Source organism: Puia sp. P3 (genome assembly GCF_050632245.1).
GTDB lineage: Bacteria > Bacteroidota > Bacteroidia > Chitinophagales > Chitinophagaceae > Puia.
Map to the genome: position 1 here is coordinate 886,706 of NZ_CP192583.1, position 18,254 is coordinate 904,959.

The window sequence follows — 18,254 nt, forward strand, 5'->3', positions numbered from 1 at the left end:
AGGCGCAGGTCAGCGCTGTCAATGGAATAATTATAAAGGATATGGACGGCGACGGAAAGCAGGATCTCCTGCTGGCCGGTAATTTTTTCCCCTTCAAGGTACAGCAGGGTCCACTCGACGCGGGGATGGGTGTTTTTTTGAAAGGCGACGGCAAGGGAAACTTCGATGCGGAGCCAAATAGTTTGACGAAGTTGTCTATTATGGGAGATATTCGTAATATTACGTCGTTAAAAACGACTGCCGGCCTTCTGATAGTAGCAGCAAAGAACAAGGGTGCGGTGCAGCTCGATAAGGTATCAGGTGAAATAAATCTATGCAACCCTCACTATTGCATCGAATACAGTTTGACAATGATGAGACTGCTTTCCGGCAGTTCTATACGGATAATATGTTCCGTCTGTTCCAGTTCGCATTCACCTTTGTACAGAACAGGGAGCAGGCCGAAGAGATCGTCAATGATGTCTTTTTGCGGCTGTGGCAGAACCGGTCGCGGATCAGTCAGATCGAGAATATCTCCGTGTACCTCTATGTGGCGGTGAAAAATACGGCTGCCAATTACCGGCGGCAGAGTAAACCCAGGGATCTCGGGGCGGTGCACCATTTTTACCTGAGTCCCGACCCCGAACAGATACTGATCACGGACGAGCTGCGGAAGAAAATAGCCGCATCGATAGACGGCCTGCCCGCACGCTGCAAGCTGGTATTCAAATTGGTAAAAGAGGACGGTCTTAGCGCCGCCGAGGTTGCCGCCATATTGGATATCTCCTACAAAACGGTTACCACACAACTGACCATAGCACTTAAAAAGCTGGAAGAAGCGCTTAGACCTTCCCTTCCGAAAAATTTTTCGGCTTCTTTTAAGAAAAAGTAGGAATTGCTGTGTCCTGCTCTCAGAATGAGAGATAATTCAACCGAATATGACCGGGTCATTGAACTAATGGCTAAACGACTGGGGAAGACGGCCTCGTTGGGCGAGCTTGATGAGCTGGATCGACTTTTGTCCGTCAATCCTTCATATTCGTACCTGGCAGAGGTGGTTATGTCACTGAAGGGGAATTCCGAACACGTGGAAAAAAGCATGCCGGAGGCCGAGCTGGCCAGCAATGGCTGGGCCCATCTGGCAGAGCGGATGAATAATGCGACCGGCGGCAGACGCAAGGCCGGCGTGATAAGGCTGATGCGGTGGAAATGGGCGGCGGCGGCTGTGGTATTCGTGACGACGGGATGGGGTGTTTACCGGTGGAGCAGCGAGCCGGCGCAGTCGACGATGTATGGTTCCACACAGGTGGAATACGGGAAGAAGACGATGCTGGTGCTGGAGGATGGGACGCAGGTCTGGCTGAATGCGGGCAGTCGCCTGCTGTACCCCAAAACCTTTAGCGGGAAGACGCGGGAGGTCCAGCTGGAAGGAGAGGCTTTTTTGACGTAGCCGAGCGCGCTCACCAGCCATTCTTTGTTCATACGGGTAAAATAACGGTACGGGTATTGGGGACAAGGTTCGACGTGAAGGCTTACCGCGAGGACGAGAAAGTTTCGGCGACGCTGATCAGCGGGAAGATACAGGTGATCATGAACGACGATCCCGAAAAGAAGATATTGCTTTCCCCGCACGAGAAGCTGACGGTAGTGAAAGGAGAAGTGAAGGGCGGTACGATCGTGGAGAATGAACTCCGCTATCAGGTGCAGTTGCTTCCACAGGCCGATCGCACGGAGACCGTCGCGGAGACCGCGTGGATGGATAACAAGATGGTGTTCAACAACGAGACCTTTGAGGATGTGGCCGTGCAGCTGGAACGGCGGTATGCGGTGCGTGTCGAGTTCGGGGATGACGGGCTGAAACACGAGCACGTCAGCGGCGTATTCGAGAAGGAGACCCTGCAGCAGGCTCTGGACATTCTAAAGATGACGACGAAGTTCAATTATCAAATAGACAGCAACATGGTAAGGATTGTTGCCAACCAAAACTAAATTTATGGTGCGAGTATGTTTTGTCCTGCTGATGGCGGTCTGTCTGCAGGTGTCAGCTCATGGCTATTCCCAGGAGACGTTCAGCTTTCACCTCAAGCAGGTGGGAGCGCACGAGATCTTCAATGCTATTCAGAAAGAAAGCAGGTACCGATTCTTTTACAACAACGACTATCTCCGGCAGCTCGGAAAGGTGGACCTCGATGTCACCGACGCTTCGCTTCCCAGTATCCTCGACCGGGTGCTGGCAGGGAAGTTCGGGTATACGATCAGGGACGGCCGCAAAGTCATCATCATTCCCGTAAAACAGCCGGATCCGCCTTCGCATGAGGCCAAACCCGATACGGCCGTTAAGGGGAAGATCACCGATGAAGGCGGTAAGCCGCTGGGCGGCGTAACGGTGAAGCTGGGTCGTGGCGGACGCGCCGTTCAGACGGATGAGAACGGTAATTTCAGCATCGATGCTTTGGCGGGAGACGAGTTGGTGATCAGCTATGTCGGCTACAAGGAGCAGCGAATTGCTGTAGGCTCCGATAAAGCTGTCGCCGTACAGATGCAGCCCAATGCTACCGGTCTTGCCGATGCGGTCGTGGTGGGATATGGCGCGCAGCGCAAACGGGACGTGACCGGCAGTATCGCCACTGTAAAAGGCGAGGATTTCAGGAATCTGCCGGTGAGCAATGCGGGTGATGCGCTGCAGGGGCGTGCTGCGGGTGTGGATATCATCAGGGACGATGGTTCTCCCGGCAGCGAGCCCAGCATTCGTATCCGTGGTACGGGTACGCTGAACAATTCGGATCCGCTGGTAGTCATCGACGGCGTACCGGCTACGGGTCTGAATGATGTAAACCCCAATGATATCGCCTCCATAGAAATACTGAAGGACGCCAGCGCCTCGGCCATCTACGGAAGCCGTGCGGCGAACGGCGTTGTACTGATAACGACAAAGAAGGGAAGTTTCGGCGAGCAGATGAAGACCAGTGCGGGTTACTACTGGGGCTTCGACAAGGCGGCCAGGTATCTGGACCTGCTGACTGCGCCTGATCTTGTGAAACTGAAACAGGAAGCCTACAACAACGACGGCCTGCCGGTGCCCGGCGTATGGCTTGGAAATACCTACAGCACTCAGAAGACGGACTGGCAGCGGGCGCTGTTCAATACCGGGCATACGCAGAATGCGGACTTTGCGGTGAGGGGCGGGAATCCCAACAGTACCTACAGCTTTTCCGGCAACTATTTCGACCAAAAGGGGATGATCGTCAATTCCTATTTCAAACGATACAGTTTCCGCATCAACTCGGAGCACAAGATATTCGACCGGCTGAAGGTGGGCGAGAATATCGTCTATTCGCATACGGACGGGGCCGCGCCGAATACAAAATCGTCTCAGACGGGGTTGGTGTGGAGCGCGATCCGATTTAATCCCGGCATACCGGTAGTCAATCCGGATGGCAGCTGGGGCAGCTCGAAGGCGGACAACCAGCTGGGGGATATCAACAACCCGGTAGCGACGGCCACAGAGGTAGACAAGTCCGATAAATTCGACCGGATCCTGGCCAACGGATACGCAGAACTGGAAATACTGAAGGGGTTGAAACTTAGGGCCAACTATGGCTATGATCAGCAGACGGAGGACTTTTATGAGTTCGACAATGCGCTGGCCAACCAGACCCGCGGCCCTTCTACTGCGACCCTGACCCGGGGCTCGGGCAAGAGCTGGTCGTTCCTCGAGGAATACTATCTGACCTATAACAAACTGTTCGGCTCACACAGCCTGACCTTCACGGGTGGATACTCCGCCCAGACCTTCAAGGGAAATTATTTCAACGCGACCCGCGTGGGATACGACGACACCAGCGCCTATCAGCGGGTGCTCAACCTGGGCAACAGCAGCAGTGCGGGCAACTCCGGATTCAACGTGCCGACGGCGGGTCTGCAGTCGTATTTCGTACGCGCCAACTATTCCTTCATGGGTAAATATTTGCTGACGGGCACGTTCAGGGCTGACGGCAGCAGCAAGTTCGCGCCGGGCAAGCGCTGGGGCTATTTCCCTGCGTTCTCTGCAGGATGGCGGATCTCCGACGAGGACTTTTCCGCGACAACGTGAAATTCGCTAAATACCCTGAAGATCACGGGAGGGTGGGGACAGCTGGGTAATCAGAATATCGGCGACTTCCAGTACCTCAGCGGTATCGGGTATGGCGGCGGCGGCGGGCTTCGGCGGAGGTGGATACGGCTACAGCACGGGCACGGGAACCGTCTACCAGAACGGCGCCTATGTGATCAGCATCGCGAACCCGAATATCACCTGGGAGCGCGCGGTCATGACGAATATCAGCGCGGAACTGGCGACCCTGAACAACCACCTCACGGCGACCATCACTTACTTCAATAAGAATACTTCGGACATGCTGATACCCTATCAGCTGGTAGAAACCTTTGGCGCACAGAACGGCGGTAATGGTCTGGCCAGCGACGACGCCGGGAATATCCGGCTGCCCGACCTCAATCTGGGGAAGATCAACAACCATGGCATCGAGCTCGAGCTCAACTATTCGAACACCGCAGGCAAGCTGGGCTATTCGTTCGGCGCCAACGGATCGTTCCTCAGAAACAAGGTGACCAAACTGTTCGGGGATGCCGCCTATATCGGCGCTCCGTTGTACGGACGTGAGAACGTGGATATTTCGAGGACTTATGAGGGACAACCGATCGCCTCCTTCTATGGCTATAAGACGAATGGTCTCTACCAGACCCAGGCCGATATCGACAAGTCCGCGGATGTCGCCAACGATCCCAACAAAGGTGATATCAAGCCGGGGGACGTACATTTCCGGGACATCAACGGGGACGGCGTGATCGACGACAAGGACAGGGTGAGACTGGGAGATCCTAATCCCAGGTTTGTATTCGGCGTTCATGGTTCGGTCAACTACAAGGGATTTGACCTGAGTTTCAATTTTACGGGCGCTACCGGATTTCAGCTGTACGACGCCGACCGTCTGGTCGGGCTGGACGCGACGCAGGTATACAACTGGTATGCGGAGCAGAACGGCCGCTGGCATGGGGCAGGTACGAGCAACAGCATTCCGAGGCTTTCCACCTATAACCTAAATGACAACTACAGGTCGTCCGACCTCTGGGTAAAGAACGGAGCCTATGTCACGCTGAAGAGTGCGTCGATCGGGTATACCCTACCTAAGCAGCAGATCGGCGACGTGAAGCTCCCCGAGATAAGGGTCTATGTCAGCAGCTACAATGTCTTTACCCTTACCGGGTACAAGGGATATACTCCGGAACTGGGTTATACGAATCCCGGTTCTTCCGGTCCCAGCGAGCCGCATCCGTATTCCTCTACGCCAGGAGTGCAGCGTGGAGTGGATGTAGCGCAGTATCCCCAGTCGCGTAATATCACTTTTGGGGCTACCGTAAGCTTTTAACCTTAACCCTTCAAAAAAGACAATATGAAACTACGCAACAATATAATATTGGGTTCCCTGGTGGTGGTGACGGCTGCGGTGGTCGCGGGCTGTATCAAGCATCCGCTGGACCAGGTGCAGAGCGGGCAGTACAATACCGGCAACTACTGGCGCAACCAGGCCGACGTTATTGCCGGCATCAACGGTATCTATAACGTTCTTTATACGGAAGACTGGATAGGACATCATATCTATGTTTTCGACGACCAGTCGGATGATATCTATGTCGCGGGCGACCACCCCGACTTCAAGGCGGTGGGCGTATTCAACGCGGATGCGACGCAGCAGATCATTGGAGTCACCTGGTCGTTTGCGTATGAGCAGATCGCCAGGGCCAATAATGCGCTGATCTATATCCCGAAGGTGCCGGTGATGGATGATGCGATCCGTCAGCGTTCGCTGGGTGAAGCGCATTTCCTGAGAGGCTACGCCTATTTTGTCCTCAGTGAGATCTACGGTGAAGTGCCGATCATTACGGAGAAGAATGTGACCGACGTCAACTATAATGTGGCCAAGTCTTCGGTCGACAGCGTTCGTGCGCTGGCGGAGGCGGATTTTCTGGCGGCGGCAAGCATGCTGCCGGAGACCTATCAGGATGCGGACAGGGGCAGGGTGCCGCAGGGGCTGCATGGGGGATGCTGTGCAAGTTGTATATGACCGAAGACCGGCTTGCCGATGCGATCAAATACGGCACTTTTGTTTTCAACGACAAAAACTATGCACTGGCCGGAGACTACACGGATAATTTTACTGTAGGCAATCAGGAGAGCAACTCTGAGATCTTATTTGCCGTCTGAATAACAGCCAGCTGACCTCGAATGTTCCGAGCTCGGCCATCGGCCAGTATTTTACGATCCGCGCCTGGCAGGGCTGGGGTTTCCACCAGCCGACCGAGAATTTCGCGGAGGAGTTCGAGAAGGCGGATAGCGTTCGCAAACGGGCTACGCTGATATCCGTCGGCGACTCCCTTCCCTACCAGAAGAATATGGTTCAGATCGAGGCCCCGGATGCAGTCCAGATGTTTACGGGCATGACCGGCCAGTCGACGGGCCGGATGCTGCCGTCCATGTCTGCGACGGGCTATGCGGTCCGGAAATATACGGCCTTTGTGTCCGATGGCAACCCCACGCACGATGGCATGATCGATTTCAACCTCAAGCAGCCCTGCTGCGCAGCGCGGATGTTTATCTGCTGCTTGCTGAGGCTAAGATAAGGCAGAGTGGTCCCGGCAGCGGAGATGCAGAGTTGAACAAAGTGCGGATCCGCGCCGGGTTGCTGCCGAAGAGCGGGGCGACGATGCGGGACCTGGTGCACGAGCGCCGGGTAGAGCTTGGCGCCGAGAACACGCGCTGGCAGGACCTGCTTCGCTGGGACAAGGACAAGCTGGTCAATATCGATACGATAGTGAGCAAGCCGATGGCGGCTTCACCTTTGCCGCCATTTAATGGCGCTACTGTCATTCCTCCCCGTACCTTTACGAGGCCAAAAGATTATTATATGCCGATACCTCAGCAGATCGTCGACGAGAGTAAAGGCATTATCAAACAAAATCCGAATTACTAATTTGAGAAGATTCGTCGTCGTCGCTATCGCCCTGGTCTGTGGTCAACTTGGTTATAGTCAGCTGGACAAGGCTGCCGTGGGAGCTTTTGTTCAGCGGGTGGTTGGGGACAGGGCCTCAGCATTTGTGGTCGAGTATATTGCGCCCGCGGGTGGCAGGGATGTCTTTGAGCTCGAAAGCAGGGGCGGGAAGATCCTTTTGCGGGGGAGTAACGGGTTGAGTGTGGGTTCTGCGCTCAATTGTTACCTGCGGGAATACTGCCACAGTCTGATCACCTGGAATGGAGTTGACCTGCGGCTGCCGGCTGCTCTGCCTCTTGTGAAGGGACGGGTTCACCGTGAGACACCGTATCAGTACAGGTATTATATCAACTACTGCACGTTCAACTATTCGATGGCCTGGTGGGACTGGGCGCGGTGGCAGCGGGAGATCGACTGGATGACCCTCAACGGGATCAATATGCCGCTGGCCCTTACCGGTGAAGAGGCGATCTGGCAGCAGGTCTACCGGAAAATGGGCTTCAGCGACGGCGAGCTGGACCGGTTCTTTTGCGGGCCGGCGTATTTCAGCTGGTTCTGGATGGGGAATCTGGACGGATGGGGCGGCCCCCTGCCGCAGCACTGGATGGATTCGCACCGCGAGCTGCAGAAGAAAATACTCGGGGCTGAGCGGTCGATGGGCATGAAGCCGGTGCTGGCGTCGTTCACGGGCCATGTACCGGCCGGGTTCACGCAGCGCTTCCCGGGTGCAAAAGTGAAGAAGACGAATTGGGGAGCGGGTTTTGACGACGTGTATATACTCGACCCTTCAGACCCGATGTTCGAGAAGGTCGGGCATCTTTTCATCGAGGCGCAGACAAAGGAATACGGCACCGATCATTTCTATTCCGCGGACACCTTCAACGAGAATACGCCTCCGACGGATGATTCCACCTATCTCAGCGGGATGAGCAGGAAAGTATTCGCGTCCATGGCGGGCGCGGACCCAGGGGCCGTCTGGGTGATGCAGGGGTGGATGTTCCACTATAACGCGAGCTACTGGAAGCAGCCGCAGATACAGGCCCTGCTGAAAGCCGTTCCGGATAACCAGATGATCGTACTCGATCTCTACAGCGAGAGTCACCCGGTATGGAACCGGACTTCGGCCTACTACGGAAAGCCCTGGATCTGGGATATGCTACAGAATTTTGGGGGTAATATCTCGCTATGGGGAAGGATGGATGCTGTGGCGGCCGGGCCTTCCAGGGCTCTGCATGATCCGTCGGCCGGGAAGATGAGGGGAATTGGACTGACACCGGAAGGGATCGAGCAAAACCCCGCCCTGTTTCAGCTGATGCTCGACAATGTGTGGCGGGACAGTGTTATCGATCTTTCGGACTGGCTTCGCCGGTATGCCGTTCAGCGGTATGGTCTGGAGGATGAGAAGATCGGGGAGGCGTGGAAGATATTGTCAGAGACAGTTTATAAGGGTGGGTTGGGTGAAGGGGGGCCGGAGTCTATTATCGTATCGCGGCCGATGACGGACGTGTGGGGAGACCGGGTGAGGACGGTGCTGGACTACGAGCCGGTACAGCTGGTGAAAGCATGGAGCCTGTTCGTGGGAGAGGCGGATCTGCTGGGCGCAAGCGATGGCTTCCGGTATGACCTTGTGGACATAACGCGGCAGGTGCTGGCGAACTATGCACTACCCATACAGCAGAAATGGGTGCTGGCCTATTTGCAGCATGATAAGGCGGGATATGATAAATACACCGGGGAGTTCCTGGAATTGATGGACGATATGGACAGGCTGCTGGCGACGCGGAAGGAATTCCTGCTTGGGCGCTGGATCGGCGATGCGCGTCGTTGTGGCGCCGACGCCGCGGAGAAGGACCTGTATGAGAAGAATGCGCGGGACCTGGTGACGCTGTGGGGAGACAAGGAGAGCGGTCTCGCACGAATACTCCTGCCGGCAGTGGGCGGGTTTGATAAAGGATTTTTACAAGCCGCGCTGGCAGAAGTATTTCGACGTCCTGCGGCACAAGATGGAAATTGGCGACCGGATGGAGACCACGGTGTTCGAGCAGAATATAAAGGACTGGGAGTGGAAATGGGTGAACAGCACCGGGGGAAATTATTCGGAAGAACCGGTGGGGGATGCGGTCGAGGTCGTGAAGGGGATCTACAAGAAATATGCGTCACGTTTATAGTTGGTTGTTGGCGGTGCTGTGGCTTGGCATAGTCCAGGCACAGGAGCCGAATGATCATATCTTTCCGGAGGCGGCAATTGCGAGTCGCTATATTCATTTCGACAGTAAGGGATTCTTTATCCATGGACGGCGGACCTTTTTGGTATCGGCGGGGATAGAGTATGCGCGGGTGCCCAGGGGTTTGTGGGAGGACCGGCTGCTGCGGCTGCAGCGGGCGGGGTTTAACTGCGTGGAGGTATATGTCTTCTGGAATTTTCATGAGCCAGCCGGTGGGAAATTTGAGTTTGGCGGGGACAAGGATTTGGGGGAGTTCCTGCGGCTGGTTGCCCGGATGGGGATGTATGCCATTGTGAGGGTTGGCCCCTATGACTGTGCGTGAGTGGGACAACGGGGGTTATCCGTTGTGGCTGAAGTTTAAGACCGGGGTGCGGGTGCGGGAGCACAACGCTGAATTCGAAAAATATGTGGGGCGCTTTTTTGACAGGGTGGTGCCGATCGTTGCCGCGAATCAGATACATCGGGGCGGACCGGTGATCATGGTGCAGCTGGAGAACGAGCATCCGCTGGGATGGGGGACGGACAAGCCGAATGCCTATTTTGATTTTTTGCAGCGGAAGGCGCTGGAACTGGGCGTTGAAGTGCCTTATTTTTTTAGTGGTCTGCACCATTCGAGCGATCCTGCGGGGGATGCCCCGACACTCTACGACCCGGCACGGCCGAATCCCTGGTTCACGACGGAGTTCTGGAGCGTGTGGTATAACGGATATGGGTCCGGGCCCGCGGAGGCGCGTCTTTTGAGGCGCGGACTTGGAAGATCATCCAGCGGGGTGGTGGCGGATACAACTACTATATGGCTTATGGCGGAAGTAATTTTGGCTATACGAATAATGATGAAGACGCTGCTTCCTACGACTATGGGGCGGCTGTCGGGCAGGCGGGTGATCTGCGGCCGATATACTATAGTTTTAAAAAAACGGCTCTGTTTGCGAGGAGTTTTGCGGAAGAGCTGGCCGGGCGGAGGGTTCATTTTTCGGATAGCGGCGTTGCCGTTGACGGCTATGTCCGGGTGACGGGGGATTCGGCGAAGTTGCTGGCCCGGTGTGGCGCGGGACTGGTGGTGTATGGAAAGGCAGGGAGTATGATGGTACTTAGGTTTGAGGGTGGTAAGGAGATCAGTGTGCGGGTGCCGGATGGGTTGTTGCCGGAAAAATATGATGTTGGTGGATCGAATGTGCTGGTGACGAACTTTGAGGGGGCGGAACGTTGCTGGGTCATTGGGGACACGATCGTGTGCGGGCCGAAGTTTGTGGGTACTCTGCGGTTGGCGGAGGGATCGATGGTGACGGAGGATCCGGATGATACCGTTCATGCGGTTGTATATACGGCGCATGGCGTGCGGCAATTTTTTTCCACCGGTAGTCATTCGCTGCCGGCTACGCGGGTTGGTCCGTGGAGCTGGACGAGGGCGCCGATGACGAGGATGGCTATGCCGGGCTTCGACGATCATGACTGGAAGTCGTCGCCGGAGCCGCTGCAGATGGGCGCGGATGGAGACAGTACCGCGGATGCCTGGTACAGGACCTGGGTGGAGGCGCCGGGCGATGGCGATTATACTTTACTGGTGGAAGGCGCAGACCGGGGGCTGGGGTTTCTGGACGGAAAGGCTCTGGGTGCGGTGAATATAAAGGAGGGGGGCAATTGCCCTGCATTTGACGAAGGGCCGTCACCTGCTGGCGGTGTTTACCGCGCACGACGGAAGGGACAAGCTGGCGGCGTATATCGGGGGACTGGATTCCGTGGCGCGTAAAGGGTTGTTTGGAAGAGCCCTGCTGGTAGGGGGAAGCCGGCGGTCAGGACTTTGGATGGGTGGCGGGTGTTGAAGGGAGGCGTTTGGGTGCCATATAAGATAGGCGATGACGTTTTTGACAAGAAGGCGGGGAAGGCGTGGTTTGAGGCGGAGCTGCCGGATGTGGCGCCGGGGGTGCGACAGGCCGAGCTGAGGTTTGCCAGCGTCGACGAAAATGCGGACGTGTATATTAATGACAGAAGGTTGGTACGCCACGAAGGATGGAATACGCCTTTTAGCGTGTTGCTCGACCGGATAGATACGATGCGGAGGCCGGTGCGGCTGAAGGTATTTATTGAGAACTATAGCAATGAGGGGGGATCGATCAGCCGGTGCGGTTTTCGCCCTGGGCGTCGCCGGCAGAGGTGAGGGGCTGGAAGATGAAAGGTGGGCCTGGGGCGGCGGGGGTGGTTTTGGCGTGGGGCCGGTGCTTTGGAAGACGAAATTTACTGTGCCGGCTAACCGGGGTTGGGTGAGTATCTGGCGCGTGGTACCGGATGGCCTTGGGCACGGCTCTGTGTGGGTGAACGGGCATAATCTTGGCCGGTATCCGGAGAAGATACCGGTGAATGGGCTTTATATACCCGAGTGCTGGTTGCGGGCAGGGGAGAATAGCCTGGAGATATTTGACGAGGACGGAAAGGATGCGAGCCGTGTATACATCGGATTGGAGACGGCTGCGAGCAGGAAGGTCTCTGTGCTGAAAGGGCTTGGGGCTGTCGGTGGCAGCCGGGCTGCGGAGGCTGTGGACCTTGTGCGGTGGGTCAATCCTTTTATCGGTACGGCGAAAAGTGACGTATTTACTCGCTGGGGTAATGAGGGTGGGACCTATCCGGGGGCAGTGGCGCCGTGGGGGTATATACAGCTTTCGCCTGAGACGAGAGCTGGCGGCGGGTATGACTATGGGGACAGCGTGATACGTATGTTTAGTTGTATGCGTCATCCGAGCGGGTTTCCCAATGGTTCGGCGGGGAGGTTTTTTGTAATGCCAGTTCGGGGTGGTAGCCTTCCGAAGGGAAGGGTTGCCCGCGCTTTCTCGCACGCCGACGAGATGGCTGAGCCGGGGTACTACCGGGTTCGGCTACGCGATGATGGTACCCTTGTCGAGGCGACGGCGGACACCCTGTCCGGCCTTTTCAGAATGACCTTTCCCGCGGGAGTTGCGCGCGGGATATTTGTCGGTGACACCGCGGGTCTGCATTTCGGATTTAGCGAGCGATATCTGTCCATCCGATCTGTGGAGGGAGGAGAGGTCTTTTCTTTTCCGGCGGGAACGGGACCGATACTGGTGTGGGTCGGCGGGGAGGAGAGTGATTTTGAAGGGATGCGTGCCTCCGTTAAACAGAAATGGAATAAGGTCTTGTCGGTGGTGGATGTTGATGGGGAAAGTGACAGGGACAAGACGATATTTTATACCGCATTGTATCATTCGCTGCTGGTGCCCTGGGTGGCGCCCGGCGGTGGCTATGGTAATTTTTCTCCCTGGGATACTTACAGGAGTTTGCATCCTTTGCTGACCCTGTTGTATCCGGAAAGGCAGGCGGCGATGATGCGGTCGATGATGGAGATCTATCGCAAATACGGGCATCTTCCGACCGAGTCGATGACCGGGAATCATGCGGTATCCATATTGGTGGACGCGTATTTGAAAGGGGTAAGGGCGGTGGATGCGGGTGTCGCCTATGAAGCCATGATGAAGAGTCTCGTCAGGGGACCTTTCCAGCAGGAAGACCGTCAGGTGTATGCTGACAGCGGGTATGTGCCGATGACCTGGCCGGAGTCGGTGACCCGCACGGTGGAATATGCGTACGACGACTGGGTGCTCGGGCAGTACGCGGGGTTGGTCATGGGTGATGGGGAGAAGGCGGGGGTGTTGAAAAGCCGCTCGATGGGCTGGCGGAAGAGCCTGTATGTTCCGTCCCTGCTGTTGTTGCCGCGTGCGGGGGACTCTTTCCGGGTAAGGCCGGGCAACACGGGATACAAGGAAGGGGACGCCTGGGTATACAGCTATTTTGCGCCGCAGGATGTGGAAGGGCTGATCGATATGATGGGCGGGGACGGGGAATTTGCACTCCGGCTGGACTCCGCGCTGAGGGACAGAAGGATCGTATTCGACAATGAGACCGTATTACATCTTCCTTACCTTTTCAATTTTGCGGGCAGGCATGATCTGGCGGTGTATTGGTTGGATCAGATCATGCACCACCGGTATACCGACCAGCCGGGGGGCCTGCCGGGTAATGATGACCTGGGGGCGATGTCGAGCTGGTATGTATTCAGCGCGCTGGGCTTTTTCCCCTGGTGTCCCGGGCGGGCGGAATATGCGGTCGGAAGGCCGTTGTTTGAGAAGGTGGTGTTGCACCTGGCGGGAGGAACAGATCTGGTGATCAGGCGGGGCGGGGGTGGTTATGATGGGTTGACGATTCCTCATAGTATGATCGCTGCCGGTGGTGGAGCTGGTAATTGGAGATAGGGTAGAGGCACCGGAAAGGCGGCGACCGGAATTTATAGTTTCGGGGGTAAGGCTGGCGTCGTCCCGGGTGCGTCCGGGGCAGGTCAATATGGTGAAGTTCTTTATCGAAAATAAGGGAGTCGAGGGTGTGAGGGTCCTTCGTCTTTTTGTCGGCGGACGTGTGGTGGGCAGTGTTAACTGTCTGGCCGGGACGGGCATGCGAATTGAGGATTCGATACGGTTCAGGTGGTATCCGAAGGGTGAGTTTCGGGTTTGTCTGGATAGTGCGGGGGCGGGAGTCCTTACCGTGGCCCCCGAGCCTGGTGTTCCGCTGCCTTCGGCACCGGAAGTGCAGGAGTTGGATATGCGGGCAGTATTTCGGATAGGCGATAGTGTTAGATTGTCGTTTGTGGCTCAAAATGTCGGCTGGAATCCCGGGAGTTTCCGGGTTCCGGTCATGGTGGATGGGAAGCCGGTAGCGGTGGATACTATGCGGCTGGGGGCGGGAGAGCGGAGCTCGCGCCGGATGTCGTGGAGGGTGGGCTCGCGGGGTTGGCATCAACTTTGGGTAGGTAATAGCCGGAGGCGTTTCAGGGTTTACGACAGCGCGGCCTCGGCCCTTGTGCTCGATCTGGACGGAGGCTGGAAAGACAGGTCGGGTTTTGGGAATAACGGGGTTGTTTCGGACGGACTGGTGCGTCTGCCGGGCAGTTACAGCCTGAATGATCTGGGCCGGCGGCTGACGATGCTGCTGTGGGTATATCCGGAAAAAAGCGGCCGGGGTCTGACGGATATATTTACCAACGGTGACAATCACGTCCTTCAGGTCGTGGATGGCCGCCAGCCGACTTTCTTCGCCGGTGGCTGGGGAAGGGGGACTGCACCGTCGACCTGCCGTCCGACTGGGAGGGGCACTGGCATCTGATAGCCGGGGTTTGTGATGACAGCGGGTTGAAGGTATATATTGACGGTGTGCGGCGGGGCTTTACGCCGTTGGAAAAAACTGTACATTTATCCGGGGGAGAGAATGTGTGGATGATCGGAGGCAATGAGGAATTTCCCGGGCAGCGGATCTATAAGGGGAAGGTGCGGAGGCCGAGGATTTTCCAGGAGGCCTTGTCTGACGGTGAGATCGGCGAGATCTATCAAAAAGAAAGTAAGAATCCATGAAGTATTATCTGACCTTTTTTACCCTGACTTGCATGACGGTCGGGGTTTTTGCGCAGGGGAAGCCCGGCGCCGCGGGGTTGCAGAAGCCCGGGGCTCCGGCGCCGCAGGACAACCGGCTGTGGTACCGGCGTCCGGCGGACGTGTGGACGGAGGCTCTGCCCGTCGGCAACGGAAGGATGGGTGGGATGGTTTATGGCCGGGTGGGCGATGAGGTGGTATCGCTGAATGAAGCGACGCTTTGGTCGGGAGGTCCGGTCCGCGACGGTGTGAACCCCGAAGCGAAACAGTATCTGAATCCACTTAGGATGGCGTTGTTCACGGAGAACTATGAAGAGGCCGGGCGTTTGGCGAGGAAGATGCAGGGGGGCTGGTCGGAGAGCTATCTGCCTCTGGGCGATCTGCAGCTACACCAGGAGACCGGGAAGCCCGCCTCTTATTCGAGAGAGCTGAATATCCGCGATGGCATTGCGCGTACTGCCTACACGGTCAACGGAGTGAAATATATTCGGGATGTGTTCGTCTCGGCGCCGGACCAGGTGATGGTGATCAGGTGGACCAGCAGTGGAAAGGGCGCCATCAGCCTGAGGCTTGGCGCCTCGAGCCTTCTGCGGAACAGCCATGCGGCGAAGGACAGTGTCTGGACGATGCGGGGAAAGGCTCCGGCGCATGTAGATCCCAGCTATGTGGACTATACCAAACAACCCATCGTTGATGACGATGTGGATAGCTGCCATGGAATGCCCTGGGCGATGTCCATGCGGGCGGTGAGCAGGGATGGGGCAGTGACCGTAGACACGGCAGGTATAGCAGTCAGCAGGGCTTCGGAAGTTGTGCTATATGCGTCTCGATGCGGACGGGATTCAGGGGTTACGACCAGTGTCCCAATGGAAGTGTCGAGGAGGCAGGGGTTATCGAAAAGGCGGTTCAACTGGGGTATGACGAATTAAAGTCCAGGCATCTAACGGACATGCACAACTATTTTGACAGAGTGACGCTGAATCTGGGCATCGGATCCGCACTACCCACCGACGAGCGGCTCGCCGCCTACACAAAAGGCGCAGCCGACCCCGGTCTGGAAGCACTCTATTTCCAGTACGGCCGGTATCTTCTGATCAGCAGCTCAAGGACTCCGGGTGTACCTGCCAACCTGCAGGGTATCTGGAATGCCGAGTTGCGGGCTCCGTGGAGCTCCAACTATACGACCAATATCAACTTGCAGATGAACTACTGGATGGCGGAAGAGTGCAACCTTCCGGAGATGGTGCAACCCCTTATCGGCCTCATCGGGGACATGTCGGTGACGGGCGCCCGGGCCGCGAAGGAATTTTACGGTGCGAAAGGGTGGGTAGTCCATCATAACAGTGATATATGGGCGATGGCGACCCCGGTCGGAGACAAGGGCAGGGGTGAGCCGAAATGGGCCAACTGGCCGATGGGCGGCGCCTGGCTGGTAAGGCATCTCTGGGAGCACTATCTGTACACTGGTGACAGGACGTTCCTGAAAGATACGGCACTGCCGCTGATGAAGGGTGCGGCGGAATTTATCGGAGACTGGCTGATACCGGATGCGCGCGGGCGTCTGGTGACGGCGCCGTCGATGTCGCCGGAGAATGATTTTATCTATAAAGACGATAAGGTCGCTGATGTTTCGGTCGCGACCACGATGGATATGGGGATCATCCGGGACCTGCTCGACAATCTGGCTGCCGCGGATAGCGTGCTGGGGGATACCAGCCTCTCCGGTCTGCTGGCGTTGCGCGCCCGTCTGATGCCTTATCAGGTCGGCAGCCAGGGCCAGTTGCAGGAATGGTACAAGGACTATGCTTCCCCCGACCCGCACCACCGGCACGTATCGCATCTTTACTCCCTGTATCCCGCACACGAAATATCCGTGGCGCGGACCCCCGATCTGGCCGCTGCGGTGAAGCAGTCGCTGATACTGAGAGGGGATGTAGGCACCGGCTGGAGTATGGCCTGGAAGGTCAATCTCTGGGCGAGGCTGCTGGACGGCAACCATGCTTATCAACTATTCCGGCATTTGCTGCGGCTCACACGGGTCAACGAGATCCGCATGGGTGGCGGCGAAGGCGGCGGCGCTTATCCCAATCTGTTCGACGCACATCCCCCTTTCCAGATAGACGGTAATTTTGGGGGTGCGGCGGGTATAGCGGAGATGCTGCTGCAGAGCCAGGACGGGGACCTTCACCTCCTCCCGGCCCTGCCGGATGCGTGGGCAGGCGGTTCGGTGGCGGGGCTGGCCGGAAGGGGCGGATTTGTGGTGGATATGAACTGGAAGAACGGCCGGCTGGTCTGGGCCGAGGGTTCTTTCGAGGCTCGGGGGAAGGTCGTCATCCACAGCGGCACGCCCCTGATAATGAATGAAATGCGATCGAGGGAAGGATGGGGCGGGCTATGTATTGGAACTGGACACCAAAGAAAATGTAACTTTTTATCTCAGCGGGACGTAGTAGATATCAGTCGCGTGCAACATTGTTCACGAGGCGGTGACTTTAACAAAAACATCTACTATATGAAGCGTATTCTTATCGCGTTAGCTTGCGGTCTGCCCTTTATCACACTAAGTGCGCAGACTCCCTATATGCAAAAATCTTTTCCCCGCGACGCCGTACATCAGGTGGAGGCCGAGACTTCCGGTGGGAATATATCGGTAATGGGTGAGTCGTCAGGGGAAGCCCGCATCGAGGTATATATAAAGTCCAACAACGGCCGCGAGGTCTCCAAAGAAGAGATACAGCAGCGTCTCAACGAGCAGTTCGACCTCACGGTGGGCCTCGAGGGCGGAACGCTGAAGGCGATAGCTAAGCATAAGATACGCGATATCAACTGGAACAGGACGTTGTCGATCTCTTTCGTGATCCATACGCCTTCGGCGGTCGGCTCTTCGCTGAAGACCAGTGGCGGCAATATCGATCTGGCGAATCTTTCCGGGAAAGAAGACTTCAGGACCAGCGGCGGCAATCTACATATCGACCAGCCGAGGCGGTATGATCACCGGCCGGACCTCGGGCGGCAACGTCGCGATCGTCAATTCGAAAGACAATATCGACCTTCAGACCAGCGGCGGCAACATGAGCGCGCAGCACTGCGAAGGGACGATCCGTCTCCAGACTTCGGGCGGCAATCTCGACCTGGCAGATGTTAAAGGTAACGTCAGGGCAACGACGTCCGGCGGTCATGTCGGCGGCACGAATGTTACGGGTGACCTGCAGGCGCGGACTTCGGGCGGCAATATAGATTTCGATAATATGAACGGTAGTCTGGCGGCCTCGACCAGCGGTGGCAATATTCATGTCACTATCAACCCGGCAAAATTTGTCGATCTTTCCAATTCAGGCGGCAATATCACGCTCGAGCTCCCGAAAGACAAGGGTATGGACCTGAATATCTCGGGCGACCAGGTACACTCCACGGCGATGACAAATTTCAAAGGGGACGTGGACAAGCACCGCATTAGTGGCAGCCTCAATGGCGGGGGTGTATCGGTGAAGGTTGATGGAAATGGCGGAAGCGTGCATTTGAGTTTCAGATAAAAACACGGAGATAGTATATTTGTGATAGCCCCCGGCCAAATC

Annotated in this window: 19 protein-coding genes and 2 pseudogenes; all 21 read left to right on the top strand. The window is 56.6% G+C overall.

Annotated elements, in window-relative coordinates; all coding sequences use genetic code 11:
* Nucleotides 1-328: 328 nt before the first annotated feature.
* Entirely contained in the window at nucleotides 329-871 is a 543-nt protein-coding gene (locus ACQ86N_RS05035; RefSeq protein ID WP_431214225.1) for an RNA polymerase sigma factor, read from the top strand.
* A gap of 66 nt (nucleotides 872-937) precedes the next feature.
* Nucleotides 938-1,429 carry a hypothetical protein gene (locus ACQ86N_RS05040; protein WP_431214226.1) on the top strand — a complete coding sequence of 164 codons (492 nt, stop codon included), beginning with the start codon at nucleotides 938-940 and terminating at the stop codon, nucleotides 1,427-1,429.
* Between the two features lie 41 nt (nucleotides 1,430-1,470).
* The gene (locus ACQ86N_RS05045; RefSeq protein WP_431217995.1) at nucleotides 1,471-1,968 is read left to right on the top strand and encodes a FecR family protein; all 498 of its coding nucleotides are present in this window, start codon (nucleotides 1,471-1,473) and stop codon (nucleotides 1,966-1,968) included.
* A 4-nt stretch (nucleotides 1,969-1,972) separates the two neighbouring features.
* Nucleotides 1,973-4,072 (top strand): SusC/RagA family TonB-linked outer membrane protein, encoded by a 2,100-nt coding sequence (locus ACQ86N_RS05050; protein ID WP_431214227.1) that lies wholly within the window; start codon nucleotides 1,973-1,975, stop codon nucleotides 4,070-4,072.
* 91 nt (nucleotides 4,073-4,163) lie between these two features.
* Nucleotides 4,164-5,405 (top strand): hypothetical protein, encoded by a 1,242-nt coding sequence (locus ACQ86N_RS05055; protein ID WP_431214228.1) that lies wholly within the window; start codon nucleotides 4,164-4,166, stop codon nucleotides 5,403-5,405.
* Nucleotides 5,406-5,429: 24 nt separating this feature from the next.
* Nucleotides 5,430-6,101 carry a RagB/SusD family nutrient uptake outer membrane protein gene (locus tag ACQ86N_RS05060; protein WP_431214229.1) on the top strand — a complete coding sequence of 224 codons (672 nt, stop codon included), beginning with the start codon at nucleotides 5,430-5,432 and terminating at the stop codon, nucleotides 6,099-6,101.
* Nucleotides 6,080-6,241: a hypothetical protein gene (locus ACQ86N_RS05065; protein ID WP_431214230.1), complete on the top strand. Its 162-nt coding sequence runs from the start codon at nucleotides 6,080-6,082 to the stop codon at nucleotides 6,239-6,241. Before ACQ86N_RS05060 ends, ACQ86N_RS05065 begins: the two co-directional genes overlap by 22 nt.
* 188 nt (nucleotides 6,242-6,429) lie before the next feature.
* Nucleotides 6,430-6,657 (top strand): hypothetical protein, encoded by a 228-nt coding sequence (locus ACQ86N_RS05070; protein ID WP_431214231.1) that lies wholly within the window; start codon nucleotides 6,430-6,432, stop codon nucleotides 6,655-6,657.
* Nucleotides 6,654-7,007: a RagB/SusD family nutrient uptake outer membrane protein gene (locus ACQ86N_RS05075; protein ID WP_431217996.1), complete on the top strand. Its 354-nt coding sequence runs from the start codon at nucleotides 6,654-6,656 to the stop codon at nucleotides 7,005-7,007. The genes ACQ86N_RS05070 and ACQ86N_RS05075 overlap by 4 nt, the downstream gene beginning before the upstream one ends.
* Nucleotides 6,889-8,871, top strand: a pseudogene (locus tag ACQ86N_RS05080) (alpha-N-acetylglucosaminidase); the annotation flags it as partial. The gene ACQ86N_RS05075 and the pseudogene ACQ86N_RS05080, both read left to right, overlap by 119 nt.
* A 97-nt stretch (nucleotides 8,872-8,968) precedes the next feature.
* A complete protein-coding gene (locus tag ACQ86N_RS05085; protein ID WP_431217997.1) occupies nucleotides 8,969-9,193 on the top strand; it encodes an alpha-N-acetylglucosaminidase C-terminal domain-containing protein in 225 nt (74 codons plus the stop codon).
* Nucleotides 9,177-9,572 carry a beta-galactosidase gene (locus ACQ86N_RS05090; protein ID WP_431214232.1) on the top strand — a complete coding sequence of 132 codons (396 nt, stop codon included), beginning with the start codon at nucleotides 9,177-9,179 and terminating at the stop codon, nucleotides 9,570-9,572. The genes ACQ86N_RS05085 and ACQ86N_RS05090 overlap by 17 nt, the downstream gene beginning before the upstream one ends.
* Nucleotides 9,559-9,741 (top strand): annotated as a pseudogene (locus tag ACQ86N_RS05095) (beta-galactosidase); the annotation flags it as partial. The gene ACQ86N_RS05090 and the pseudogene ACQ86N_RS05095, both read left to right, overlap by 14 nt.
* Before the next feature lie 302 nt (nucleotides 9,742-10,043).
* On the top strand, nucleotides 10,044-11,000 hold the full coding sequence (locus ACQ86N_RS05100) for a beta-galactosidase (protein ID WP_431214233.1): 957 nt from the start codon (nucleotides 10,044-10,046) through the stop codon (nucleotides 10,998-11,000).
* 87 nt (nucleotides 11,001-11,087) lie between these two features.
* Entirely contained in the window at nucleotides 11,088-11,408 is a 321-nt protein-coding gene (locus ACQ86N_RS05105; protein WP_431214234.1) for a hypothetical protein, read from the top strand.
* Nucleotides 11,350-13,512 carry a glycoside hydrolase domain-containing protein gene (locus ACQ86N_RS05110; RefSeq protein WP_431214235.1) on the top strand — a complete coding sequence of 721 codons (2,163 nt, stop codon included), beginning with the start codon at nucleotides 11,350-11,352 and terminating at the stop codon, nucleotides 13,510-13,512. The genes ACQ86N_RS05105 and ACQ86N_RS05110 overlap by 59 nt, the downstream gene beginning before the upstream one ends.
* Nucleotides 13,487-14,416, top strand: a complete 930-nt coding sequence (locus ACQ86N_RS05115; protein WP_431214236.1) for a hypothetical protein — start codon at nucleotides 13,487-13,489, stop codon at nucleotides 14,414-14,416. Before ACQ86N_RS05110 ends, ACQ86N_RS05115 begins: the two co-directional genes overlap by 26 nt.
* A 26-nt stretch (nucleotides 14,417-14,442) precedes the next feature.
* A complete protein-coding gene (locus tag ACQ86N_RS05120) occupies nucleotides 14,443-14,661 on the top strand; it encodes a hypothetical protein (protein WP_431214237.1) in 219 nt (72 codons plus the stop codon).
* On the top strand, nucleotides 14,658-15,608 hold the full coding sequence (locus tag ACQ86N_RS05125; protein ID WP_431214238.1) for a glycoside hydrolase family 95 protein: 951 nt from the start codon (nucleotides 14,658-14,660) through the stop codon (nucleotides 15,606-15,608). Before ACQ86N_RS05120 ends, ACQ86N_RS05125 begins: the two co-directional genes overlap by 4 nt.
* The gene (locus tag ACQ86N_RS05130; RefSeq protein ID WP_431214239.1) at nucleotides 15,509-17,824 is read left to right on the top strand and encodes a glycosyl hydrolase family 95 catalytic domain-containing protein; all 2,316 of its coding nucleotides are present in this window, start codon (nucleotides 15,509-15,511) and stop codon (nucleotides 17,822-17,824) included. Before ACQ86N_RS05125 ends, ACQ86N_RS05130 begins: the two co-directional genes overlap by 100 nt.
* Entirely contained in the window at nucleotides 17,751-18,212 is a 462-nt protein-coding gene (locus tag ACQ86N_RS05135; protein ID WP_431214240.1) for a hypothetical protein, read from the top strand. The genes ACQ86N_RS05130 and ACQ86N_RS05135 overlap by 74 nt, the downstream gene beginning before the upstream one ends.
* Nucleotides 18,213-18,254 lie beyond the last annotated feature (42 nt).